The 24168-nt window shown below is 62.3% G+C and carries 26 protein-coding genes; 11 read left to right on the plus strand and 15 right to left on the minus strand.

Annotated elements, in window-relative coordinates; all coding sequences use genetic code 11:
* Window positions 1-30: 30 nt before the first annotated feature.
* The 12 genes from traW to DFR49_RS04055 form a co-directional block, all read right to left on the minus strand.
* Entirely contained in the window at window positions 31-717 is a 687-nt protein-coding gene (gene traW, locus DFR49_RS04000; RefSeq protein ID WP_425454907.1) for a type-F conjugative transfer system protein TraW, read from the minus strand.
* Entirely contained in the window at window positions 675-1196 is a 522-nt protein-coding gene (locus DFR49_RS04005; protein WP_119034503.1) for a S26 family signal peptidase, read from the minus strand. The genes traW and DFR49_RS04005 overlap by 43 nt, the downstream gene beginning before the upstream one ends.
* Window positions 1180-1764, minus strand: coding sequence for a type-F conjugative transfer system protein TrbI (locus DFR49_RS04010; RefSeq protein ID WP_119034504.1), 585 nt, complete (start codon window positions 1762-1764; stop codon window positions 1180-1182). Before DFR49_RS04010 ends, DFR49_RS04005 begins: the two co-directional genes overlap by 17 nt.
* Window positions 1761-2108: a hypothetical protein gene (locus DFR49_RS04015; protein WP_119034505.1), complete on the minus strand. Its 348-nt coding sequence runs from the start codon at window positions 2106-2108 to the stop codon at window positions 1761-1763. Before DFR49_RS04015 ends, DFR49_RS04010 begins: the two co-directional genes overlap by 4 nt.
* Window positions 2109-2110: 2 nt before the next feature.
* Window positions 2111-4687: a type IV secretion system protein TraC gene (gene traC, locus DFR49_RS04020; protein ID WP_119034506.1), complete on the minus strand. Its 2577-nt coding sequence runs from the start codon at window positions 4685-4687 to the stop codon at window positions 2111-2113.
* Window positions 4687-5460 (minus strand): TraV family lipoprotein, encoded by a 774-nt coding sequence (locus DFR49_RS04025; RefSeq protein ID WP_119034507.1) that lies wholly within the window; start codon window positions 5458-5460, stop codon window positions 4687-4689. Before DFR49_RS04025 ends, traC begins: the two co-directional genes overlap by 1 nt.
* Window positions 5460-6332: a DsbC family protein gene (locus DFR49_RS04030; protein ID WP_119034508.1), complete on the minus strand. Its 873-nt coding sequence runs from the start codon at window positions 6330-6332 to the stop codon at window positions 5460-5462. The genes DFR49_RS04025 and DFR49_RS04030 overlap by 1 nt, the downstream gene beginning before the upstream one ends.
* A complete protein-coding gene (locus DFR49_RS04035; RefSeq protein WP_119034509.1) occupies window positions 6319-7617 on the minus strand; it encodes a TraB/VirB10 family protein in 1299 nt (432 codons plus the stop codon). Before DFR49_RS04035 ends, DFR49_RS04030 begins: the two co-directional genes overlap by 14 nt.
* On the minus strand, window positions 7614-8417 hold the full coding sequence (locus tag DFR49_RS04040; protein WP_119034510.1) for a type-F conjugative transfer system secretin TraK: 804 nt from the start codon (window positions 8415-8417) through the stop codon (window positions 7614-7616). The genes DFR49_RS04035 and DFR49_RS04040 overlap by 4 nt, the downstream gene beginning before the upstream one ends.
* A complete protein-coding gene (locus DFR49_RS04045; RefSeq protein ID WP_119034511.1) occupies window positions 8417-8983 on the minus strand; it encodes a type IV conjugative transfer system protein TraE in 567 nt (188 codons plus the stop codon). The genes DFR49_RS04040 and DFR49_RS04045 overlap by 1 nt, the downstream gene beginning before the upstream one ends.
* A gap of 1 nt (window position 8984) precedes the next feature.
* Window positions 8985-9275: a type IV conjugative transfer system protein TraL gene (traL, locus tag DFR49_RS04050; protein ID WP_119034512.1), complete on the minus strand. Its 291-nt coding sequence runs from the start codon at window positions 9273-9275 to the stop codon at window positions 8985-8987.
* A gap of 61 nt (window positions 9276-9336) precedes the next feature.
* Window positions 9337-9657 carry a TrbC/VirB2 family protein gene (locus DFR49_RS04055; protein ID WP_119034513.1) on the minus strand — a complete coding sequence of 107 codons (321 nt, stop codon included), beginning with the start codon at window positions 9655-9657 and terminating at the stop codon, window positions 9337-9339.
* A gap of 344 nt (window positions 9658-10001) precedes the next feature.
* On the opposite strand from DFR49_RS04055, the gene DFR49_RS04060 reads away from it, so the two are divergent.
* Window positions 10002-10400 carry a hypothetical protein gene (locus tag DFR49_RS04060; RefSeq protein WP_147373632.1) on the plus strand — a complete coding sequence of 133 codons (399 nt, stop codon included), beginning with the start codon at window positions 10002-10004 and terminating at the stop codon, window positions 10398-10400.
* A 196-nt stretch (window positions 10401-10596) separates the two neighbouring features.
* The gene (locus DFR49_RS04065) at window positions 10597-11097 is read left to right on the plus strand and encodes a helix-turn-helix domain-containing protein (protein ID WP_281271752.1); all 501 of its coding nucleotides are present in this window, start codon (window positions 10597-10599) and stop codon (window positions 11095-11097) included.
* 5 nt (window positions 11098-11102) lie between these two features.
* On the opposite strand, the gene DFR49_RS04070 is transcribed toward DFR49_RS04065, so the two are convergent.
* Window positions 11103-11663 (minus strand): lytic transglycosylase domain-containing protein, encoded by a 561-nt coding sequence (locus DFR49_RS04070; RefSeq protein ID WP_119034516.1) that lies wholly within the window; start codon window positions 11661-11663, stop codon window positions 11103-11105.
* Window positions 11664-12143: 480 nt separating this feature from the next.
* On the opposite strand from DFR49_RS04070, the gene DFR49_RS04075 reads away from it, so the two are divergent.
* The 4 genes from DFR49_RS04075 to DFR49_RS04090 are packed head-to-tail and all read left to right on the plus strand — an operon-like array spanning window position 12144 to window position 15854.
* A complete protein-coding gene (locus DFR49_RS04075) occupies window positions 12144-13148 on the plus strand; it encodes a KpsF/GutQ family sugar-phosphate isomerase (RefSeq protein WP_119034517.1) in 1005 nt (334 codons plus the stop codon).
* Window position 13149: 1 nt separating this feature from the next.
* Entirely contained in the window at window positions 13150-13938 is a 789-nt protein-coding gene (locus DFR49_RS04080; RefSeq protein WP_119034518.1) for a 3-deoxy-manno-octulosonate cytidylyltransferase, read from the plus strand.
* 22 nt (window positions 13939-13960) lie between these two features.
* On the plus strand, window positions 13961-14815 hold the full coding sequence (kdsA, locus tag DFR49_RS04085) for a 3-deoxy-8-phosphooctulonate synthase (protein ID WP_119034519.1): 855 nt from the start codon (window positions 13961-13963) through the stop codon (window positions 14813-14815).
* Window positions 14816-14825: 10 nt separating this feature from the next.
* A complete protein-coding gene (locus DFR49_RS04090) occupies window positions 14826-15854 on the plus strand; it encodes a class I SAM-dependent methyltransferase (RefSeq protein WP_119034520.1) in 1029 nt (342 codons plus the stop codon).
* Window positions 15855-16423: 569 nt separating this feature from the next.
* Here DFR49_RS04090 and DFR49_RS04100 read toward each other — a convergent pair.
* Both DFR49_RS04100 and DFR49_RS04105 read right to left on the minus strand, forming a co-directional pair.
* Window positions 16424-17008 carry an OmpH/Skp family outer membrane protein gene (locus tag DFR49_RS04100; protein ID WP_245968224.1) on the minus strand — a complete coding sequence of 195 codons (585 nt, stop codon included), beginning with the start codon at window positions 17006-17008 and terminating at the stop codon, window positions 16424-16426.
* Window positions 17005-17814, minus strand: coding sequence for a SapC family protein (locus DFR49_RS04105; RefSeq protein WP_119034522.1), 810 nt, complete (start codon window positions 17812-17814; stop codon window positions 17005-17007). Before DFR49_RS04105 ends, DFR49_RS04100 begins: the two co-directional genes overlap by 4 nt.
* On the opposite strand from DFR49_RS04105, the gene DFR49_RS04110 reads away from it, so the two are divergent.
* The 5 genes from DFR49_RS04110 (at window position 17813) to DFR49_RS04130 (ending at window position 24164) form a co-directional block, all read left to right on the plus strand.
* Entirely contained in the window at window positions 17813-19582 is a 1770-nt protein-coding gene (locus DFR49_RS04110) for a capsular polysaccharide export protein, LipB/KpsS family (protein ID WP_119034523.1), read from the plus strand. The genes DFR49_RS04105 and DFR49_RS04110 overlap by 2 nt on opposite strands.
* Complete coding sequence (locus DFR49_RS04115) at window positions 19576-20817, plus strand: capsule biosynthesis protein (RefSeq protein ID WP_119034524.1); 1242 nt, start codon at window positions 19576-19578, stop codon at window positions 20815-20817. Before DFR49_RS04110 ends, DFR49_RS04115 begins: the two co-directional genes overlap by 7 nt.
* On the plus strand, window positions 20814-22085 hold the full coding sequence (locus tag DFR49_RS04120; protein WP_119034525.1) for a glycosyltransferase family 4 protein: 1272 nt from the start codon (window positions 20814-20816) through the stop codon (window positions 22083-22085). The genes DFR49_RS04115 and DFR49_RS04120 overlap by 4 nt, the downstream gene beginning before the upstream one ends.
* Window positions 22079-22894: an ABC transporter permease gene (locus DFR49_RS04125; RefSeq protein ID WP_119034526.1), complete on the plus strand. Its 816-nt coding sequence runs from the start codon at window positions 22079-22081 to the stop codon at window positions 22892-22894. The genes DFR49_RS04120 and DFR49_RS04125 overlap by 7 nt, the downstream gene beginning before the upstream one ends.
* Window positions 22895-22955: 61 nt before the next feature.
* Entirely contained in the window at window positions 22956-24164 is a 1209-nt protein-coding gene (locus tag DFR49_RS04130; protein ID WP_245968225.1) for a KpsE/RkpR family capsule polysaccharide export protein, read from the plus strand.
* The last annotated feature ends 4 nt before the right edge of the window (window positions 24165-24168 follow it).

Below are 24168 nucleotides of genomic sequence, written 5' to 3' on the forward strand. Positions count from 1 at the left end.
GCGTGCGGAGCATGTCCAGCCAAAGGGGCATCATCTTGCCTCCGCGCGGGGCAGCACATGCTCGCTCACCCGCATTACCTTGCCCGCCTGGCTCACGACCGCCGGCGTATGGCGAATCCCAAACCTCTCCGTCAGCACGCCGTTCTGGTCGAAATAGAAGCGGCGCTTGCGGTTGGTCATTTCATCGATCGGAGAACCCGCAACGAGGATGATCTTGGCATCCATCGCTTTCCAGCGCCCGGTCGCCCATGCCATCTGTCTGGCATCGTCGCCATCGACGAAGACGAGCGCCTGGCGCACTGTCACGAAATCGAGAGGGTTCACGCGCTGCCCGGCGGCCGCGATAAGGTTGCCCTTCTGGTCACGGATGTCCCGCTCGACCACCATCGCCGGATCGAACTGCCAGCTTCGCTCGCGCGTCGCCGGCGTTATCCCGAAGACTGGCTTTGGCCGCCGCACGGACTGCTCGACGCGGCGCGCGAACTGCTGGTTGAGGGCGTCGATCTGGCCCGATGACTGAAGCTTGGCGAGGCGGGCTTCGATCGTCGCCAGCAGGTCAGGCTCGATCACGGGAAATGCTTGCGCCTGCGTTCCGTAGTCGCGCGCATGGGTGGACGCTGTGGCACCGAGCGCCACAAGCAGACTCGACGCGAGAATGCGGGCAGCGGGGAACTTCACAGCACTGCCTCGCCGGTGCCGAGAATCTGGGGGCGGCATACGAAACCGATCGCTGCATAGCGACTGTCGAAGCCGTCAGGATGCGGCGTCGCAACGAAATAACACCCCTCAGGGATGCGTCCCACCGGGCCGGGGACGAGCTTCTCGCCGCGACGCGTCACCTTCTTCATCCTGGCAACGACGTGACCGCCGACCAATACGTCGGCGCCGCGATGCTCGACAATATCGCCGGGCATCCCCTGGACGATCTTGCCAAATGTCCCCGGCTTCTCGCCGAAATGTGTCCGCACCAGATCAGATGGCGGCGGCACAAAGAACAGATAGTCGCCGCGGGCGGGCGCCTTGTTGCGGTTGACGGCGAATGCCCAGTTGGGAAGCGATTCCGAGGCATTGATGAGCAGCGCATGCTCTTCGCGCCAGGCGGCAAGCGCGGAGACGCCTATCCCGCCGATCAGGATCAGACCAGCCAGCAGCCAGCGGCGGCGGCGCCAGGCAGGGGGTTCACCGGACGGTTGCATCGGTCGGACTCGCAAAGGGCGATGGAACAGGGATCGCGGTTGCTGGCGTTTGCGCAGGTCCCGGCCCAACGGGACGGCCCGCAGCGGCCTGCCTCGCCTCAAGCTCGGTTGGCCCTTGTGGAAGTTGAGCGGGCCGAGGGATAGCGATCCCGCTGGTATAGACGGCGCGCCGCACCTCGTCGGTGACGTCGGGAACATTGCGCGTCAGTACGGCTTCCGCGACGAGCACCGTCTCGCCCCGTTCGGCGCGCTTTGCCATTTGATCGTCGAGCGATGCCATGAACGCCCGCATCTCGCGCTCGACCTGTTCGGGCGGTGAGGCGCTGCGGGCCTGCGCCTGCACATATTCTCCGACAAGTCCGGAGAGACGCACCGCGACGATGCGTTCCTGCGATGGAGTCAGGAGCGTTCGCGTGACCCACATACCCCAAGCGACGATGGCCAGGAGGGCGGCAATCCCCGCCAGTTGCCAAGAGGTCAGGCCTGCGAACCGGAACTTGCGGCGCGGCGCTGCCCGGTGAGAAGGGGCCGGAAGATCGAGTTCGGGTTCGCGCGAAGCGTCGGTCATGACGCATCTCCTGGCGGCTCTGTCGGCACCAGCGCGTGCCAGCGAAGTAATCCGACGAACAGGAACAATACCGTTGTGAGTCCCGCCAACAGCCACTGGAAAGATCCGCGCCGCCCGGCATCCGCTTCGAGGTATCGCACCGCCAGATTGTTCATCTGCAAAAGAAGACCGTCGAAGCTGAGATTGCCGAGCAGGGCGAGGAAACAGACGAACAAGCCGAGTACGACGAGCAGGTTGGTCGCCGTCCATCCGATCGTCCGAAGACCGTGATAGGCGATCGCTCCCCAGTTCAGCACCAAGCGGCGGCGGGGACGATAGAGGGTGATGCGCTCGGGGATGGGCATGTCTATTCTGCCGCGAGCGGAACCGTGCCGCTCGCTTCCGAACCATCGCTTGCGGGCTCGAGTAGTCGCTCGATCGCTTCCTCGATCGTCAGGCCCTCGCGCACACCCGCCTCGATTGCCGCGAAGGTGCGTGGGCTTGACGAATAGACCGCGGCCGAGAAGGGATCGAGCACAAGCCGGCCCAGCGCCAGTGTATCGGGTCCCTTGATCATGATCTCGGAATATTCGGTGCCGTTTCGCTTCAGCGAGCGCAGCAGCGCGTCCGTATGATCGTCCATGTCGAAACGATCATGCTTCTTGAAGTCGGCGATTGTTTCGGGTTTCTGCTGAAGGATTACGAACCAGTCGCTATTCTCGAGCGCAGCTTTTGACCCGTCAGACTTGTAGTAGTCATTCAATGACTGGGTAGCGGTGATGAGCGCCGCGCCATATTTGCGGCAGGTCCGGCTGTAGGTCTCGATGAACTCGGCCATCGCCCCGCCGCGGAGCATCTGCCAGGCTTCATCGAGCAGCAGCGCCTTGGGCACCGAGCGGTCGATGCGCCGCATCGCCTGCGAGGACATGAACATGATGGCGGTCAGCACGACCGAACGGAGTTCATCGCGCGATGCGAGGTCGGAAAGCTCAAAGACGGTGAAATCCGCTTCAAGGCGGAAGCTCACGTCACCGCTGAAGAAGCGCCCATAGGTGCCCGCACTGGAGAATGGCCGCATGGCGATGCCGAGGTCGCGCGCAAGTTCGTTCCCCGTGGCATCGAGCGCAGCTATGACATCGTCGACGCAGCCTTCCCTGCCCTTCTCGCTCCATATCTGGTTGACCGCGCCATCGATCAAGCCGCGCTCGGTGTCGTTCAGCCGGTCCATGTGCCGCGCCATCTGCGACACAATCGCCTTCAGCAGCGCCATGCAGTCGAGCAGATAGTCGTCATCTTCTTCCGCGCGGCCTGCATCGATCATCGCGAAGGGATTGAGACAGAAACCCGAGGCCATGGTGAACTCGACGAAAGCGCCGCCCTGCAGCCGCGCGGAGTGCTCAAACGAACGGCCGTCGTCGATCACCACCACCTTCGCCCCGGCGCCGCACAGCGACGCACAGAGCTCCTGCAGCGCGACAGACTTTCCCGAACCGGACTTGCCGAACACCGCGACGTTATGATTGCCGACGTTCTCGAACGGCGACCAGAAGAAGGGCTGACCGCGCCTCCCCACCAGAAGTAGATGTGGGATCGGACCGCCCAGATATTCGCCCTGCAGCGGCGCGAGATTGCAGGCGGTGGTCGTGAGCATGGTGCGCATGCGCTTCATGCGCTCGAGATCGCGCGACAGTCCGCCTCCCAGCGTCATCGGCATTGCGCAGAGCAGGCCCATAATCTGCAGATAGCGATCGTCGTGGAGGTCCCAGCCCGCCGCGCGGTAAACGGACTTCACCACCCGTTCATGGGCGTCTCCCTGCCCCTTGGGCGAGAATGTTGTGAGCGAATAGAAGCAGCGTACCAGCTTGCGGCCCTGCCGAAGCTCGTCCTGGACATACTGCCATTCGCGCGATTGCTCGCGCAGCTGCGGCAGGAAGCGGGCCGATTTGGAATCCGCAAGGCTCGTGGTCCGCATGAACTTGTAGCCCGCCTTGCTCGCCGACGCCTGTTCATCAGGATATTGGAGACACAGCACCGTCGCCACCGGGCAGGGCATTCGAAGCTTGTCGGTGAACAGGTCGCCGATGAGCCTGGCGACATCCCATGGCGCCCAGCGGCTCGGCAGATTTCGTACAGAGAAGGAGCGCAGGTCAAACGTATCGGGATAGATCTCGCCGATTTCGGGCGCTCCATCGACATCCGCACCGGTTGGCCGGAAGCGTTCGGTCCGTAGCAGCAGGCGGTCGGGCTCGATCTTAAGCTCGATATCGCGCCGCACTGCCTGATCGGCGATGGGGTCGAACGGGCTATAAGTCGTGGGATCGTCACCGGCAGCTGTGGTCGGGGAGGTCATGTCGTCGATGAGGGCGATCAGCGCTACCGGATCGAACACGCGCGTCGGCACGTCGATCGACTGGAGCATGGAGACAAGACCTTCGCGAACCGACACCAGCGCTTCCGAAGTCACTCCAGCGGCATCGGGGGCGCTCACCGAAATGACGATGCGATGATTGCGCAAATGGAACGGCGCGTCGGCCGAGAGAGAACGCCACACTCCGGCGCTCAGATAATCGGCGCGATGGCGCGCCATACGCTCGTAGATTCCCCGGGCCCTGTAGCGTGGAACAAACCATTGCGAAATCCGGTCACCGATCCGCGGGGACATCCAATGAAGAATCTGGACGCAGCACTGCGCAGGGATGGCCTCCGAGAGGAACTGGGTGAGAATCTCGGCGGTGCGTTCATCCGCGCCGACAAGCGGGGCCGCCTCGATCGTGAACCCTCGCGAACCGCTGTTGAAAAAGAGCGACGTCTTTTGGTCGAAACTCCGATAGGGCAGCCAATGGGCGAGCATCGGCACACCAAGCCCAGGCGTAGGTGTGTCGGGACGCCCTTGCGCACCGAGAACGCGCTCTACGATCCCGCTGAAGAATCCCGCCTCAGCCATCAGTCTTCCTCCGGGGCGCCGGGCAAGCCGGGCGTGCGAACCGTAGCCGTGCCAGTATCGCCACTCACGGCCGTTGGAGGGGGCGGTGCAGCTGCGGCCGGTGCGGCTGCGGCCGATGCAGCGCCGCCCGGGTTTGCGACCTTGGGCTTTTCGAGAACGGCATCGACCTGCGCCCGTATCTGCTCCACCGAAACAGCCTTGCGGCCGCGCGCTGCGGCGACCTGTTCGGACGTTGGCAAGTCAGGATCGACGGTCGATGGTGCGGCGCCCAGCAAGAGCGGCGGGGCGGCCAAAGCCGTGCCAGCCAGTCCTGCCGGCGCACGCGATACGGGCGCGGCGTCGCCAGCGGCTACCGATGGCGCATCACCAACGGGAACCCAGTCCCCGCTCTCGACCACCGTATGGATCGCACTCGCTTCGTGGAGGCGTCCTAGATCGTCAATGTAGGAAGGGAACATGATGCGCAGCACCTTCTCGCCGGAGCGGCGCTGAGCGGCATGGACGGGACGGGCCGCGACGGCACCGCCAGCGGCTCCACAGCGGCCGCCGGTACAGCGCCCTTCCGGCCACCTCGCCTCCGTCGGCGTTTCGCCGACGAGCAACGCAACGGCGGCATCGTCGATGCGCGAGGTCGGGGCGCAGGTGCCGTCGGGCGCGCGGCACGAGAAATTCCCCTTCACGTTGCCGTTCAGCATCGAGCAGCCGCCGAGCAGGCCAAGCGCCAGGATCGGCAGCGCGACCAGAAGCGGAGAGGATATCTTTCGGGTCCGCATCACCGAGCTCCCTTCAGCCAGGCGGCCAGCGCTTCTTTCGGCCGGAAGCCTTCGATCATCGCGCCGTCGCTGCGCACGATGACGGGTGTGCCGGCGATGCCGTTCGCAGTTGCGAACTGCTCGTTTGCATCGAGGCCGGAGGTGTTGCAGCTTGCAGGTTCAAGGGTGTCGCCCGCATAGGCGCGTCGTAGCGCGCGCGCAGGATCCTTCGCGCAATAGACCCGCTCACTCAGAGCCCGCGTTCCAAGGATCGAGATCGGGCGCTCGACGACACGAACATTTAGCTCAGCGAGCACGCTGCTCAATGCCTTGCAGTAGGGGCAGGAGAAATCGCTGAAGACAGTGACGGTCGGACCGGATGCTGCTCCCCAGACGATTGCGCCCGACTTGGGCAGTGAGGCCAACGACAAGATGCGGTCCGGCCGCGCGCGCATGCGTTCATCGCGCGCGGCCGCCGCCGGCGATGCGACCGTGGGGGCTGCGAGGTCTTCGCCGTCGGAACTCTTGGCTTGAGCGGCGCCGCCAAGTAGCATTGCGGGATTGAGTTCGAGAAGCCGCGCCGCGGTAAGGTCCTGGCGGGATTCCATGTCGTACACACGCCCGATGACGAGATAGCGCGCCGACGTATCGACGTAGAAGAGATTGCTGCCGGCAACGACTTCGCAAAGGCCGCCGATCCGCGCACAGTCGACCTTCGTTATCTCGGTCTTGGGCAGACGGGCCTTGAGAAGAGCCGCCACCTGGTCCCCGTCCGGCCAGGCGAAATCCTTGGCAAATGCGATGCCGGCACCGGCGAGAAGCACCGCGCCCGCGACCAGCCCCGCGTGACGGAAATGGCGCCGTAGCAAACGCTTGGTATCAGTTGCGGACATAGGCCCCCTCCAGGAACACGATTTCGACATCGATGCCGGTCGGCATCTCGATGACCGGCTGATATTGCTCGGCCCGTTCGATCAGATATTGCGAGACCATGTCGCCGGTCTGGGCGACGCCCTCGCCGAAGCCGCCCTCAAGTATCTCACCGGTCGAAAGCCTCTGGCGCTTGCCATCGGTGGTGATGTTGGTGCCCGAGAGGATGGTGCTGGTATTGGCGCTGAATCCACGGCCGAACCCGCCCACGAGCCCGGCAAGAAACGCCTGGGTGACGAGCGAGCCCTCGCGGCTGACGACGCGGCCGCGGACCCCGGTCTTGCCGGCGAAGGCAATGAACCCCTTGACCTCCGAAACCGCGACGCGGCCGCCCGGCTGTTCGCAGGTCATCTTCTGCAGCTTCACATAAACCTTCTCGGAAGAAAGGTCGCCGCGCGCCGCCCCATTGACGAGGCATCCCTCGATGCGCGTGGTCAGCACACGCCCGTTCTGAACGACGGAACGTGCCGGACCGGTAATACGGAGGACGACCGGAAGCGGATCGGTCTGGCTGCTGACGCCGGCGCCCGCGTCTACCCCGACGATCACGCGAGCCGAGGCGAAGCTGTTGGGCGGAAGATACTCCGGGCTGTCGGAATAGACGGTGTTGCCGCGCTCAGCCCGTACCGCGCCGCCCGTCTCGAAAGCTACGACCTTGACCTGCGACACCGGCGCGGGCGCCGTGGCTACGGCCGCTTGGGGTTGCTGATAGGTGCCGGGTGAGCCTGACCCATACATAGCAGCAGGACCCGGTGAAGGTGCGGGCACTGGCGCGGCCCGCTGCCCATTTACCTGCGCGCGCAGTTGCTCGTTCTCTTGTTGGTAGGCGCTTAGAACCCGCTGTCCATCAGCCGCCATCGACTGGTTCTGGGTCTGAAGCGTTGCGACCTGCTGTGCGAGCTGGTCGATCCGCTGTTGCTGGGTGCCCATCGAGCGCAGCTGGTTCTCGGTGGACTGGAAGCGGTTCTCAGAAGCGGCCATCCATTCGCGCTCGGACATGTTGCGGTTGACCATGTCGTCGGTGGCGATCTTCACATCCTGTGCCCCGGACGCTCCGGCTTTGGGCGCTTCGCTGTCATCGAAGATCCAGAAGGCGGATGCGATCAGCAGAAGACCCGAGGCGCCGCCCAGGAGCAGGCGCTGCTTGCGGCGCACCGCCTCGTTGCCCACCAGATCGTCGCCGACTGGCGAAACATCCTGGGCATCGAGCGGCCGGCGTTCGCGCGAGAAGAGATTACGCAGGTTCATGGCCGTTCTCCGGTCCGCGTGACGAGGTAGGCCGTGGTCACCTGGCCCGGTGCGAGACGCGGCTCGGCAACCGACACAGCCACGGCGCTGGCGGGCGCGATGGTTGCTGCGTCAAGCTCGACCGGCTCGCGGCCGCGGTTTTCGATCCTCAGCACTCGCCCGTTGAGCTCGGCGCCGCGATATTCGGCGATCATCTGGACTCGGAGCGTGCCGACATTGACCGGGCTGCGCACAGCTTGGCGCATCTGGTAGCCGTCGATGACCGATTGCCCATACATCGCCTGGACAAGTGCGGCAGCCTCTTCTCGCGGCTCAGGTCGCGTGGGCGCGGCCACGGCGGTGCGCTCGTTCGCGATCGCCGGATTGGAGATGAAGATCTGGACGGCGTCCTCGCCGGCGATGCGGCACACGAGCTTGTACACGTAGCCGCGCTTCGACGTCGCGAAGAAGGACAGCGACGGTCGCGAATAGCCTTCGGGGACCGACAGGTAGATATCGCCCCGCACCGGCTCGTTGACGACGGTGAAATCATCGCTGGGATTGCCGGTCGATACCTTCGACACTGATGCGAACTGGTCCTCGACAAGGCTGATGCGGGTGAGGTCGCGCGACGAGGCCGAGCATTCGACCTTGGATCCATCAGCCGCCATCACCGTCTGGTCCGCCCAGGCGGGACCGGCAAAGGCGAAGTTCACACCCATCGCCACAAGCACGATGCCCACGCAGCGGCTGGCCAGGCAGTAGGTGCGCGCGGCAAGCACAATCCCCGCCGCAAGCGCGCAGATCACCCACACTGCCATCAGCTTTTCTCCTCGGGCTTGTCGGAAACCATGCCGAAGCCGACCAGCTTGAGGCTGAGTCCGGTATAGTCCCAGGTGTAGCGGAAGCGCCGCTTCTCGAGTGAGATGACGCGGTTGCCGACGATCGTCTGAAGCTCGCCGGTCACTTCGGAGACCAGTGCTTCCGGGTCGACCTTCATCGACTGGATCGTGAAGGTCTGCGAGATGCTTGAGCCGCGCTGTTCGTCGAGGATCTTGAGGAGCTCGCCTTTGAGCGCACCCTGCGCGCCCGGATGCGTGATCTCGAGTACCTCGTTCATCCAGTAATCTAGATTGCGAGGCGATCGGTTCAGCGTGAGGACCGCCACGTCGCGCGTAATCATCTCGAGATAGTCCTTCGACACGCCGGCGCTGCTGACCGTCAGGTTCGAGCGCAGAACAGGTTGGAGGACGACCTCGCGGTCGCGGACGGAGGCGATCAGGAACAGCACGATGACCAACGCACTGAGCAACAGCACGGCGAGTGCGAGTAGGTTGCGCTGCCGCAGCACGCGCTGCCCCTGTGCGTGGCTGTAGCCGAGCTCCATGTCAGCCTGCCATCAACCGAAGGTAGGAGGGTGGTGTCGCCCGGAGACCCAGGAAGCCCGTCGGCAGATACCAATAGGCCAGATGGATCAGCCAGGAGGCCGCGCGTCCGGACTTCGCCTTTCTCAACCCCCACCAGCCAGCAAACGCCAGAAATAGACCGATAAGGATATGCTGGGTCAGAACGCCCCACGCGAAGGGAATGACCATCGCGAGGAACTCGTCCAGCGTCCAGAGCCCGATCAGCTCGGGATCATCGAGATGCGCCGGAATGACGTGAGTATCGGCCGCCATACACCACCCTCCTGTTGGCCGGCCCTCCGCTCGGGAAGTGCCGGCAACCCGTGTTCGACTGTCAGACCGTCGCGGTGACCGTGGAGGTGACGATCGGAATGCCCGTGCCGGCGCCCACGCCGACGCCCACCGGGATCGCGACCTGGCCGAGACTGAACCGTCCCGAGGCCAGACCGACGATCCCGCCAGCGAGCGACAGGACGGTGATGATCTTCCCGCCGGAGCCCTCCAGGAAGTCGGTGAACTTTGTCAGTGCGGTGTTGAAAGTGGCATCAGCGCCCGCATGAGCCACGCCGGTGAAGGCGAACAGCATAATTGCGAGCATGATGGTGGCGAACAGAGCGAGCTCGAGGCGCTGTCGCCGTTGCTGAGCGAGTTGCATTTCATCTTCCCTTTCGCATCTCGGGGTCGGTGCGGAATTGGCACCCGCAGGAACGGTGCGAATGGAGACTTGAGACAACAACCGGAGACCGACGATCCTGGGCCGATAACCGGTGCGAAGCGAAAAATATTATGGTGAAGGTGCTTTGCTGTCCTTATTCCGGGGACAGGACGTCCGACTTTCCCGTCCACTCTGTCCCGGAATCAAGGACAGTCGCTTTCAATTCCGGGACACGGTGTCCGAAGTTAGGGACGCGGCGAATCAGGGTTTTCCTGTCATTAATCCGATTCGTGTTATGGTGAGTTGTAAAGCCGGTGGAGCTATTGGTAGACTGGATCGAGACGATGACCGGACGATCGCGCGGCTATGCCCTCTCCATATCGGCGCCGCTGTTCCAGCTCGCCACTGAAGCGATCCGCGTGCATTCAAATGCTACCGGACGCTTCCAGTCACTGGCCCAGCTCGTCATCGACCGTGTTCACAGCGCGCCGATCCTTGAAGATCACGATCCCGCAATTTTGCGCGATCATTTGCGGCTAATTCCTAGCAAAGGCGATGTTCAGATCTATTTGAGCCTTCCGAGAGAAGACGCGGTTGGTCTGATCGCGATCAAGAAGCAGTTGTCTGAAAAAGTGGGACAGAGATTGCTCGTTGAAGACACGCTGTCGCTTGTTCTTCTCGATTCAATTGCGGCCGATCGCGCATCAGAAGTGCTCCGAAAGGTTGCGAATCCAACGGGCTGACGTTGCTGCCTACTCCCCGGATCAGGCTGGTGAGGTGCCGTTGGCGTGTTCCCAATCGCAGAAGCGTTGATCAAAGAATCAGAAGGAAACGATTCCGTTCGCTTGCTTCGTCCCTCGTCCTGTGATTGACTGACATGTCCCGAGTTGATCCTTGGGGGCTCAATTTATGGCTTGGCACGAAAATGGCGGCGAGTGGATGGAGCCAGCTCATGTGAGCGGAACTTCGCCTGGCGGGCAGAAATGGGACTATATCCCCTTCATTGCGCGTGCGAGGCGTGAGAATGCAGTTAGCATTCGAAGCCTCTCCATGCGTACTGGCATCAACAAATCGCGGCTCGGTAAATTACTCCACGGCGATCCGAAGCGCCGTACGCCCATCAGCTTTGATGAACTTCGGCAAATTCTCGACGCCCTCGACATCGACATACTCTTGGCCGTCATTTGCGTGGAAATCATCCGGGAACCCGATCTGCTCTATTCCGAGCGCTACGCAACACTCATTACGATGCTCTCCGCAATGTTCAGGGAGTTGCCGATGCACCTCCTGACTTCGCTTGAGGAAGTCGAAGGGGTCGACGGCACAGAGGTCCGGTTGGAATGGGCTGGTGTCCTTCGCCGATCCGTTATCCAGCGCATTATCAAAGGGATGAGCGAGACCGCTGCGCGTCGCGCTTCCCTTGCTGACTTGCAGGACTGACGCGATCAGAACGAAAGCATGGCGGCGGTGCGTCCCGGCGGCGGCGCGTCGAGAGTCATCAGATGCGGTTCACCAGGAATGCTTGGCCTCAGGCCCCGCAACCACTGCCAGTTGCGCAGCACTCTTGCCACATAGTCGCGCGTCTCCGCGATCTCCGGAACCCGGTCACGCACCCGTCCCGGCCCTGCATTGTAGGCGGACAACGCTAGGTCGACCACGCCGAAGCGGTCGAGCTGCGCCCTCAGATAGCGGGCGCCGCCGCGCAGATTGTCGAATGGATCGAAACGATCAACACCGAGCCCGCGGGCCGTATCGGGCATCAGCTGAGCATAGCCGTAGGCCTGTTTCGACGAGATCGCATTTGGCTGGTAACGGCTCTCCTGAATGATCAGGGCGTCAAAGAGATCCGTCGCCAGGCCATGGGCGCAAGCGACGGCGTGAACCTGATCATAGATTGAGCGGCGCCGCGCTTCTCCTGCATAGCCGAGTAGCCCGGAAGGCCGGTAGGTCGCCGATCCGCATGCCGCTGACGCATTCCAAGTCCCTACGCTGGGGCCTGGCTGCATCCATCCAGGTATAACGACGGCAGGAGGTCCGAGAGGCACAGACGGCAGGCTTGCGGGCGCTTGCTGGGTAGTCTCAAGAAGCTCGTTCTGCATTCGATGTTCGACCCACCGTCGCGAAAGATCATGGACCTTGAAAGTGGCCGGTGTGTCAGTGCCCGGGTCGCGCTCGGCCTCAGGCGGGATGCTGGTACCCGTTAGCCCTATTACGACTGCCGTGCGTGCGTTCGCTTCTCCTGCACTTGCAGCTGCCGTGGCCAGCAAAATGCCAATTATTCCGATCCGACCCATGACGAAATCCCATATCTAACCTGACATGGATGCAATGAGGTGGCTGAATTTTGGCCTTGTCAATCGCTCCGCCGGCACTGGGCATCGGTCCCCGCCGCCTCGACAACACTGCGGAAAGCCACAGCTACAAGTCGATGGTCAACCCGATAGGCGGGAGGGACGATCCAGGCCTGCCCCGAGGGACCAGCATAAATGTCCGACTCCACGACTTTTCCGAGTCTCGCCTATTCAGCGGGCCCTGACAGAGTGGTGGCGATGGGCCGGGCCGTCATCGCGGCCGAAGCCGAAGCGCTGTGGGCGCTGGGAAACGAGCTCAGCCCATCTTTCGGCTACGCGATCGCCACACTGCAGCAGATCAAGGGCAGCATATGCGTGTGCGGGCTTGGCAAGTCCGGGCACATCGCGCGCAAGATCGCCTCGACCCTATCGGCTACCGGCACACCATCCCTGTTCCTTCATGCGGGCGAAGCCGTCCATGGCGACCTCGGCGTGCTGAGAAAGGGCGATGCGTTGCTCATCCTGTCGAATTCCGGAAGCACTCGTGAGCTAGGCACGATCATCCAATATGCCGGATGGTTCGACATTCCGATTATCGCGATCACATCGTCATTGCCGTCCCGGCTTGCGGATGCGGCCGAGGTCTGTCTCCTTCTCCCAGACCGACCCGAAGCTTGTCCTTACGGAAGCGCTCCGACAACCTCCACTTCGATGATGCTGGCAATCGGCGATGCCCTAGCCATCACCCTTATGAAGCTCAAGGGAACAACGGCGGAAGAGCTCCTACGCTTTCACCCAGGTGGCCGACTTGGTCTCGATCTTGTTGCCATCGAGGCATTTATGCACCGCGGCGTTGAAATGCCGATCGTCACACCGCGTGATCCCATGAGCAAAGTTATCGGGACGATCAGCGACAAGGGGTTCGGTGTCGCCGCCGTTGTCGATGACGATGGGAATCTGGAAGGTGTGATCACCGATGGCGATATCCGACGTCATGCCGATGCTCTTGGAAAGGCATTGGCCAGCGAAGTCATGACCCGCAATCCGCGTGTGCTGCTCGAGGGCATGCTCGCGCGCGATGCGCTTGAGATGCTCTCCAACTCCCGCATCACCTCGCTTCTCGTGATGGATGCGGAGACCGAGCGCCGCGTCGTTGGCCTGGTTCATATCCACGACTTGCTCCGACTTGGCATAGGCTAGAATGCAGGCGGCAATCATCATACCAGCGCGGTTCGAATCCACGCGTTTCCCAGGCAAACCGCTCGCACGGATCAAAGGAGCGACGGCTATTGAAAGGCCTCTGATTTCTCGAACCGTCGATGTGGCGCGAGCGGTTGGAGCACAATGCGGGGTCTTAGTCGCAACAGACGATCCGCGGATTGCCGAGATAGCCAGCGCAGCCGGCGTACAAACAGCCATAATTTCAGAAATGTGCCTCAACGGGACCGAGCGTTGCGCTGCCGCGGTTAGAGAAGTAGCGCTCGACGCCGAGATCATCGTCAACTTGCAGGGCGATGCACCGCTCACGCCGCCCTATGCTGTCGCAAGACTAATTGCTGAGATGGCGGCTGATCCAGCAGTGATGGTAGCGACACCGATGGTGCGCTGCGCGCCAGAGACCGTTGCTCGGTTGCGTGCAGATGAAGCTGCGGGGCGGGTCGGCGCGACAACAGTTGTCGCTGACGGTGCCGGCGACGCACTTTACTTCTCGAAGCGTATTCTTCCGCATGGCGGGGGCGGCGCAGAATGCCCGATCTTCCTACATCTCGGTCTCTATGCCTACCGGCGCCGCGCCCTGGAGCACTACGCAGCGGTAGACCCAACCCCTCTCGAACAGGCCGAGGGCCTGGAACAGCTGCGGTTTCTCGACGAGGGTATCCGCGTGCGGATGGTGGAGATTGAAGAACCGGCCGGCGGTCTGTGGGAGATCAACAACCCATGGGACATTCCGTATGTCGAGCATGCTCTCGGCCTGCGAGGGATCGCGTGACAGCGAGGAAAGTCCTCTACGCATGATCTTGCGCGAAATGCCCATTGGCCAGGACAAACCATTGTTCCTGATCGCAGGTCCGTGCGTTCTGGAATCGGCCGAATTGGCGCTGCATATCGCGGACCGTCTCGTACACATCGCCCGCGCCCATAACATGCTGGTTATCTTCAAGGGATCGTTCGACAAGGCGAACCGAACGTCCGCTTCATCCTATCGCGGTCCGGGTATCGACAAGGGTCTGGAAATCCTCGCACGTGTGACCCGCGAAACTGGCCTTGCGGTTCTGACCGATGTGCATGAGGCTAGCCAGGTTCGGGCCGTCGCCGAGGTGGTCGACGTCCTGCAGACGCCAGCGCTACTGGCTCGCCAAAGCGATCTCATCATGGCGGTCGCTTCCTCCGGAAGGTTCGTCAATCTCAAGAAGGGGCAGTTCATGGCACCCTGGGACATGGCGCATGTGCTCGACAAGGCACGCAGCGCCGCGGTGGAAGCCGGCCATGATCCGGATCGCTTCATGCTTTGCGAGCGGGGTGTGAGCTTCGGCTACAACAACCTGGTCACGGACCTGCGCAGCCTTGCAATCATGGCCGAAGCCGGGGCGCCCGTTGTCTTCGACGCCACCCATAGCGTGCAATTGCCGGGTGGCCTTGGGGCACAGTCGGGCGGCGAACGTCGTCACATTCCGTTGCTTTGTCGTGGAGCTGTCGCCGCAGGCGTCGCGGGCCTGTTCCTGGAAACGCACCCCGACCCGGACAGAGCCCTGTCGGATGGCCCCAATTCATGGCCGCTCGATCGGCTGGATGCGCTGGTCGCGGAGCTGATCGTACTTGACGCGCGGATCAAGGATAGCCTCGTCCGCTATCCTGCGGCCGACTGAGAGGAAAGGCGTGTCGTTGCGGTCCAAGATCGAGGCCCGCATTTTACGCCGGCTGCTCGCACTGGTCCGCGAGGACGGCGCGCCCAATCTCAATGCGCTCAACGACATCGTGAAGCATGTCCGCATTCTCGAACTCAACATGAAGGCGTTTGGCTATGATCTCGCGCGGCGGATGGCGAGTGCGCTGCCGGCGCGCCCGGAGACGCAGGCAGCGCCTGTCGGCTTGGGCTCGAAGGCCTGCGTGCAGGCCGATATCGAGAGCGACTGGTGCGGGCACTGGGCAGGCGAATTGAAGACCGCGATCATCTACCACCGCAAGCTTTGGGAGTTCAGCTACGTTCTGCAGGCGCTCTACGAGCACGGCCATCTTAGCCAGGGGAGAAAGGGATTGGGCTTTGGCTGCGGCGCGGAGCCGCTTCCGAGCTATCTGGCCTCGCTTGGGATCCATGTAACCGCCACGGACGTCTCCGTAAGAGAAGCACAAGCAAGCGGCTGGCTTGAAACCGGTCAGCATCTGTCGCAACGCCGCGGACACCACCCCGATCTTGTCGACGAGGCAACATTTGCGCGTATGGTCACGCACCGCGATGTGGACATGAACGCGATCCCTGCCAGCCTTACCGGGTTCGACTTCTGCTGGTCAATCTGCGCGCTCGAGCATCTCGGGAGCATCGGCAAGGGTTTGGCCTTCATCGAAGCATCGCTCGCTACGCTCCGACCAGGCGGCCTTGCGGTTCATACGCTCGAGTTCAACGTCGAGAATGATGGACCGACCGTGGACAACTGGATCACGGTCCTGTTCCAGCAACGCCACCTCGAAGCGATCTCGACACGGCTGCGAAGCCAAGGACACAAGGTTGAGGAGCTCGATTTCGACATGGGGTCGCAACCGATGGACTGGTTCATCGATCTGCCGCCCTGGCATCACGATGCGGGAGAAAATGCAGCGGTGCAGCTCGGTGACCCGCTTCACCTCAAGCTCGCAATCGACGGGTTCGTCAGCACCTCGTTCGGGATCATCATCCAGAAAGCACTTTAACTTGGCAGCCGAGGGTCCCTTTGATCGCCGCGCGCCAAACTATCGTTCCTACAGAGGCGATTAGGGCATAAGCCAAGCGACGACTACTCCCAAGGGGATCGTCCACCAGGTCCAAATAAGCCCTTGAAAGAGACCCTTCTGCATCGACCCGAAGCTAAGGCTGACATCTATTTTTCCTGGCTTTTCCGAAACTCGGCGCAGGGGAGGGATCAACCAGATGACCGTGTTCAGCATTATTCCGCCCGCCGCCATGAACGGGAGGATGCTAGGGAACACCAGTAATACCCACCATTCTTTAATCGGCCCTCTTAGGGCGACGCGAGCCTCGTCGGGGTGCGATAACTGGCTATGCCAATCAAGAAGAGCGCCTAGATAGTAGGTTTCCAGAGCCAAGCCTATCGCGAACATCGTAAGCCCGCAGGTCATACCCCACCAACCACGCAACCGTGCACGCCCTTGCGCCGCCGTGATATAGGAGGCTCTGGACTTCCTTCCCGACACTGCGTTGCCTTTCCGTAAGCTCAACCACGGTCGGAGCCGCCTCGCCGACGCACGAGGATGAGAATATCTTATGGCTGCTGTTCGGGCAGTCGCTCGCGCTCGAAGGAGATAGTCTGGATCTTCGCATCGAGACCCCTTGCAACCTCTGCCGTCAAGTCGTTCGTGAAATTGCCGCCCAGCGCCGTACTGCGATCCAGCAGAAGGCCGCATTTCTTGCTGGTGTAGGCCTGCGAAATCAGCGGCTCCGCTTCAGCGGAAATCCGCTGCATCACCTTGGTCCGTGTTGCGTCCATCTCGCGGCTGTTGTGCGCAGCCTTACGTTGGAGGGCAGTCCAGCTCGTTTCGAGTGCAGTGCGTCGGCGATTGTTTGCTTCGTTGGTCGGCAGGTCCTGCAGCGCTTTCGCTTCGGCCTCCAGCGGGGTGCGCTGCGCATCGATTTCCGCTTGCGCCGTTCGAGTCAGCTCGCTCAGACGAGCGGTCGCGACCTTGGCAACAGCCGCGTTCGCAAACAGCGCCTCGCGCGATAGCAAGCACACGCCCGGGATCACGGGCCCGCCGAGTCCTTGCTGCGCCCCGGTCGACTGCGCCACCGAGGGAACGGGCATTGTGGCAACAGTCAAAGCCGCCAGCATCATCGGGATTCGTGACATCATGAGTCCTTTTCGTTCGATTGAAGCTCTTCTGCTTGAGCCTGAGGCTTGTCCTCGATGGTCAGCGGAGGTGTGTCGTCGGATGTTGCCGACCGACGAGCCAAGAGTTCTCGGAACCTGTCGAGCGAGGCGAGATGCAAGGTGACAAGCCCGAGCCAGCCACGACCATGCCACTCCGACAGCGTCGGAGCATCAAGTATGGCGAAACGTTCGGCATCGACCACTTTGAATCCGTCCAGTGCGAGATTGCGGCCATTGGCGAGAACAACGTCCGCACGCCGTTCGACTAGAAGATCGCGGCCTTCAAGCGCCCGAACGAACGCGTGGGTCGCCTCCGCTTCGTTGCGGAAGGCTTCGCAAAAGCCGAGTGCCCGCTGGGTGATCGCAGCGGGCATGCCCTTCTCGAACAGGGGTTCGCCTTCCGTTTCCGTCAGGCTCTCACACCCAAAATCAATACCGAGAATGAAGCGCGAACTGTCGTCGATTCGCAGGAAGCCGAATGGGTACCGGCGTGCATAGGCGGGAATGTAGACGTCTTTCGCCCAACGGCCATTCTCGACGAAAACATTGCGCAAATCGATCCCGAGAACGGCCAGCGGCGTCGCATCGTTCGCGGCGAAAACGACTGGAAAATGACGCGAAGCCTCAGCGAACTCGCTCACTACGATCGGGATCGAGGGCGATTCCGCGGTGAAAGAAAAATCGCCTTCCTTGAGGCGCAGAGCCGAATGCGCGCTGGCATCAAGTGGCCGCAGAGACTTGTAGAACAATGGCTGGGCCGGCGGGGAGCTCGTTTCGGTCTCGGGCATGATTTTTCTCTCGATTCGCTCCACGGCGGCGGCGCAGGTTCACCGCTTTCCGACGCCGTTCCTAGCGACACGCTTGCATGTGGGTGACTGTGGCTTTCCGCAGGCAAATCGGGCGCCGACATGCGCCATAGTCTCACCACCGCGCGCCATGGCGCGCTTCATGCTGGGGGGCCGAGCAATCCTGGACGATCGGAGCATCGTGAATTTCCGGACGCAGTCGGGCGAACGACCGGCCGTGGGCCGGGTTGCGCTCCTGCGAATGCCTCCGTTTCCCGGTGCACGACCGCTCGCGCGTCCACGGTTGCGCGAGCGTGGACGCACTACCCTGCCGGCGCCGCACTCCGACGACATTGGTGCTGTCGCGATAAAGATTGCAGAGGCCAGAGTAGGAGGCAGCTTCTGGCAATCCGCTTGCATCGGTGACCAACGCTCGCATGGCGCGACGCCGACAAGACTCGATCCGTGGCCGCAGATCGAGGCAGGTGCTCCGATCCTCGCGCACACCGACGATGAGATAGCCCTACTCGCAGCCGCAGCAGGTCGCGCGGTCCTTCGTCCAGACGATCGGCAGCCATATGCACGAGAAACACTGCTGGATGCGCTCCACCTTCGCTTAGCGTCGTTCGACTATTTTGACCCTTGGACTGCACAGCCCATCACGCTCTTAAAATGGATCGAAATCCTCGGCGAATGGCGTCGCATCATCGACCGGAACCGCGAAATTGCTTTCGTCTGTGGCGTAACCGCTTGGAAGCGCGAGGTGCTGGGTAAATTCCTCTGGGCTGGTAGAGTGCCGAAATTTGCAAGAAGGCCATCGAAGGTCAGTCCCTCGGCAGAACAGGCCATCGCTATCTGGCCTTCGCGCGTGAAATGGGCCGTTCGCCAGCAAGTACGCGCATCCGGAGGCCGGCTCATACAGATCGAAGACGGGTTCATCCGATCAGCCGGGCTCGGAGCTCGGCTCACCCTTCCCTTCTCCATCGTCGTCGATCGTACCGGCATCTACTATGATCCGCGTACGACCAGCGATCTCGAACATCTCCTCGCCAACGACGAGCTTGGACCGGAAATCTGCGCTCGCGCCGCGAAGCTCATCGAATTCATCGGCATGCATGGTATCACCAAATATGCGGCCGGGAGTTCAACCGGTCCCGACCTACCCTCAAGCGTCAGGAAGGTTCTCGTCGCCGGGCAGGTCGCCGACGATCGAAGCGTGAGCCTCGGCTGCGCTGCCGTAACAGGCCCGCTCGACCTGCTGCGTCGTGTACGTGAGGTCGAACCGGACGCCTTCATCATCTTCAAGCCCCATCCCGACGTGGTTGCAGGACTACGACTTGGCCATGTCCCTTCCTTTGAAGCCCTGCGTTATGTCGACCAGATCCTGCCGCACGCCCCGATCGATGCATTGCTCGCACAGGTTGATGCCGTTCATGTGCTGTCATCGCAGACCGGCTTTGAGGCCCTGCTGCGGGGCCGCGAGGTATTTACCCACGGCCACCCCTTCTACGCCGGCTGGGGGCTGACCCGCGATCTTGCCTCTCCAATCGAGCGACGAAGGCGCAAACTCACGCTTGAGCAACTCGTTGCCGCGACGCTGATTCTCTACCCACGGTATCTCGACCCAGTCACCCGTCTGCCCTGCCCGCCCGAAATACTAGCGCAGCGGCTTTCCACCGGCTGTATGCCCCGACCCGGCATTCTCCAGAAACTGCGCATGCTCCAGGGCCATCTCCGCCTCGCGCGGCAGGCATTGGTGAACGCATGCTAACCGAACGCTCCTTTCTTTTTCTGCAGGGGCCGCCTGGTCCCTTCTTCTCGCAGCTTGCGGGCGAATTGTTCGCGGCGGGCCACCGCTGCCATCGCGTCAACCTTAATGGAGGGGACTGGTTCGACTGGAAGGGCAGAGCCTACAACTTCACCGGCACGATCGAGACATGGCCCACATACATTCAAGATGTCATCGCCCGCGAACGGGTGACCGACATCGTCCTCTTTGGTGATTGTCGGCAGCACCATCTCGAAGCCAGAGCCTGCGCCGCCGCCGTTGGCATCGTGGTCCATGTCTTCGAGGAAGGCTATATTCGTCCGGATTGGGTCACGCTCGAACGGAACGGCGTGAATGGCCACTCTAGCCTGCCGCGCTCGGCCGAGGTCTATAGGAGCCTCGCGCGGGCGCTGCCATCTGTCCCTGACCACGCGCGAGTGCGGCCCAGCTTCCGCCAACGCGCATCCGAAGCGCTCGGATACTTCCTCGCCAGCCTACTTCTGACGCTGCGCTATCGCGGCTATCGATCACACCGGCCCTATCCGATCGTCGCTGAGTTCTGCGGATGGGCGGCACGAGTGGTCACACGACCCGTCGCCCGGCTTCGCTCTGCCGTCGCCCTCCGCCGCCTCGGTCAGAGGCGCTATTTCCTGCTGCCGCTTCAGCTCGATTCCGACCACCAGATCCGCATCCACTCGCCGTTCACAGGCATGCAGGACGCTCTGCAGTCGATTTTGAGATCCTTTGCCGCCCATGCGCCGGAGGAGGTCGTGCTGCTCATCAAGGAGCACCCGCTCGATAATGGCCTCCACGCCTGGCGCCGCATCGTGGCGGCAATGGCCCGCGAGCATGACATCGCTGAGCGCGTCTTTTTCATCGAACATGGAGATCTTTACACAATCGTCGGTGCGGCCGCGGGTATCGTGACCGTCAACAGCACGACCGGAACGTTGGCGCTTGCCTCGGGCATTCCCGTCATTGTCCTGGGCACGGCTATCTACGATCTCGCTGGCATCACCCACCAGGGGTCACTCGAGGATTTCTGGATCGCTCCATCCATGCCCGACGGCGACCTCTATGATGCGTTCCGCCGCGTGCTTGTCGCCCGCTGTCTCCTCCATGGTGGTTTCAGTAGCTCCGCAGCACGCGAGTTACTCTTGCCTGAAGCGTTCAAGCGCCTTCATGGCGAAGGTGTAACGACTGTGTGCCTTCCCGTCTGCACGATGGAAGCCGCATGAAGCTGTTCGACCAAACCCTGCCGGCAGGCGGCGGATCGCACCCCCACTTGCTCAGAACCGCGCGAGTGCAGCCCGAACTCGTGCTCGACATTTCGCGATTGTTGGCGCGTTTGCTCCATCCAACCCCGACCGGTGTCGATCGTGTCGAGATGGCCTATGCGCGCGGACTTCTTGCCCGCGCGCCCGAACGACTAAATTTCGCCGCGGTCCATCCAAGTGGACTCTATGGCCGACTGCGCCATGCCGAAGTCCGTGCATTCCTCGATCATACCAGCAACCGCTGGGAGACCATCGGCGTATATGAAAGCCGCACCGAGCGCCATCGGCAGGCAACGCGCTGGTTCTGGCGCCTACGGCCCCACGCCATTCCGCCCGCGTCTCGGCCGCGTATACTTATCCAGCCATCGCCCAATCATCTTGACCGGCCCGAGCGAATGGCGGCCAAGGTCACCCGTGAACGGGCGAAGCTGATTTGTCTCGTCCACGACCTGATTCCGATCACACACCCGGAGTTCGCGCGTCCTGGCGGTGCGGTCCGACACCGCGAGCGCATCCGCACCATCGAAATGCAGGCACATGGCGTGCTCCTGAACTCTCAGGCGACGCTAAATGCGTTGTCGCAGACCTGCGGATCCGTTCTGAACGGGAGGCCCATGCGCGTTGCACCTCTCGGAGTCGAGCAACGCCAAAATCCCAGTGCTGTCCAGCAAGCAGGACGCCCGTATTTCCTGTGCCTCGGCACGATAGAGCCGCGCAAGAACCACCTTTTGCTGCTCAACGTCTGGCGTTCAATCGTAGAACGACTTGGTCGCGAACGATCTCCCTTGCTGCTCATCGTCGGACGACGAGGCTGGGAAAACGAGAACGTCATCGACATGCTCGACCGTTGCGAAATGCTGCGCGGGGCGGTCCGTGAACTAGATCGTATTCCCGATGGGGAACTGCGGAACCTGATTTCCGGCGCACGCGCGCTCCTCATGCCATCGTTCGCCGAAGGCTTCGGTTTGCCCGTCGCCGAAGCACTTGCCGCTCAGGTGCCGGTTATCGCCAGCGACCTGCCGGCGCATCGCGAGGCCGGTGGCGATGTTCCAGACTATCTCGACCCTCTCGATGGTGCTGCGTGGCGCGAAGCCATTCTCGCCTACACCAGCGATATCAGCCCACGCCGGGCGGCCCAGATCTCGCGGTTGTCAGGTTGGTCACCAACTACCTGGGAGCATCATGTGGAAGCCGTGCTGGAGTTGGCGGAGGAGGTCGCCCAATGCTGAACGCCGGGCCCGCGCGCCACTTCCGCTCCCGTACGCTAGATGGTCTGGATGCCGAGCGCCATGTGATCGGCGCGTTGATCATACGCGAGCTCCACACCCGATACGGCCGGGACAATATCGGGTCCTTGTGGATGCTGCTCGAACCGCTGCTGCTCGCCTCGGCCGTTGCGCTCATTCACGCGGGCAATGACGGAGGGCATCACGGTTCCGGCATCCGGATCATTCCCTTCGTACTCACCGGCTACATGGTCTTCATCATATTCCGCGCCATCATCAACCGGTCCGAATCCGCGCTCGGAGCGAACAGACCGCTGCTCTTTCACCGAATGGTGACGATCTTCGATCTGCTATTCTCTCGTGCCTTGCTTGAGCTGGTTGCGACCTCTGCAGCGCTGGCTCTCTTGTATGGCCTGGCCGTGGCCGCTGGGCTAGCCGATCTGCCCGCCCGCCCATTGCGGTTGATGGCGGCAATCGTCCTGCTCACCTGGTTCGCGTTCGCGCTGTCGATGGGCATCGCCACCGGCGTCCACTTCAGCAAGGCCTTCAGCAAGTTCGTTCATCCCGCGACCTATATCATGATGCCCCTGTCGGGCACCTTCTTCCTGCTTGAATGGATCCCACAGCCGTACCGGACATATCTTAGTTGGTCGCCCATCAACCAGATCTTCGAGATGGTCCATAGCGGCGTCTTCAAAAGCTACGACAGCCCCTATTTCAATCCGCTCTACATCATCGGCTGGTGCATGGCCCTGACCGTGCTCGGCCTCCTCCTGCTGCGCGTTCTTCGCCGGCACGTCCATCTGAACTGAGACGATGACAGCTCACCCTACACCCCCGCTTACGCAGCCCCCGGACGACAAGGAGCAAGCCGTGGCATCCGAGGCTCGTCTTCACCCACCTTTCCTCTCGCCATTTCGACGCGAGGAAGCATGGGCACAACCTCAAGCCGAGGTCGACGATGACGAACTCGCCTCCGACGAACCGCCGCGCCGACGGGGCTGGAGGAGTCTTCTCCATCCGTTCGTGTGGGTCGTGGTTCTGCCCACTCTGCTGACAGCCGCCTTCGAATATCTGGTGGCGGCTGATCAGTATGAATCGTCGGCCCAGTTTATCGTCCGGACGCCTCAGCCCACTGAGTCGCTCAACAGTCTTGGGCAAATGCTCGGCGTAGCGGGCAATGCGACAAACTCGGACGTTCATAGCGTTGACGCTTATCTCTTGTCGCACGACGCCGTCGATGCGCTCGGCCGCCCACGCCTCATCACCATATTCCGCAGGCCCGAAGCCGATCCCGCGACAAGGCTGTGGTTCGCAGACCCTCAGCCCGAGACCCTCCACAAATACTATCGCGGACAGGTCGATATCCTCACCGCGACCGACACCGGCATCACGACACTGTCCGTGCGCAGCTTTCGGCCGGAAGATGCCAAGGCCCTTGCCAGCGATCTCCTGAAGCTCGGGGAGCGGCGCGTTAACCTGCTCAACCAGCGGATGTTCGATGCGGGCCTCGCATCGGCGACACGGCAAGTCCGCGAAGCGGAAACCCTCGTCGAAGCCGCCCAGAATGAACTGACTGCTTTCCGGCAAACCCGCCGCGACGTCAGCCCGGACCAGACGGGTCTGGCTCAGATTCAGCTTGTCACGACGCTCCAGCAGCAGACCGCCCAAGCACGCGCGCAGCTTGAGTCCATGGCCGCAGTTCTGCCCCCGAGCGCTCCGCAATATTCAGCGACCGCGCGCCGATTGGCGGCGCTCGAACGACAGGTCGGGACCGCAAAGGCTCGGCTGGCCGGGCCTGGCGATTCACTCGCCGGCGGCCTTGGGGAGTATGAGGGTCTGCAGATGCGCCAACAACTGGCCGCCAAACAATTTGAAGCCGCCCAGGCCGGCTTTCAGTCCGCTCGCGAACAACTGCTCAAACAGCAGCTGTTCATCGTGCCGGTCGTCGAACCCAACCTTCCGGGCAAGGCGCTGCATCCCAAGCGCCTCTCCATCATCGCGATCGTCTTGTTCGGGCTCATGTTTGCCTATGCAATTGGCTGGCTGATCCTGGCCGGCGTGCGCGAACACGCAGAATAGGGCG

This window comes from Hephaestia caeni (assembly GCF_003550065.1).
GTDB lineage: Bacteria > Pseudomonadota > Alphaproteobacteria > Sphingomonadales > Sphingomonadaceae > Sphingomonas > Sphingomonas caeni_A.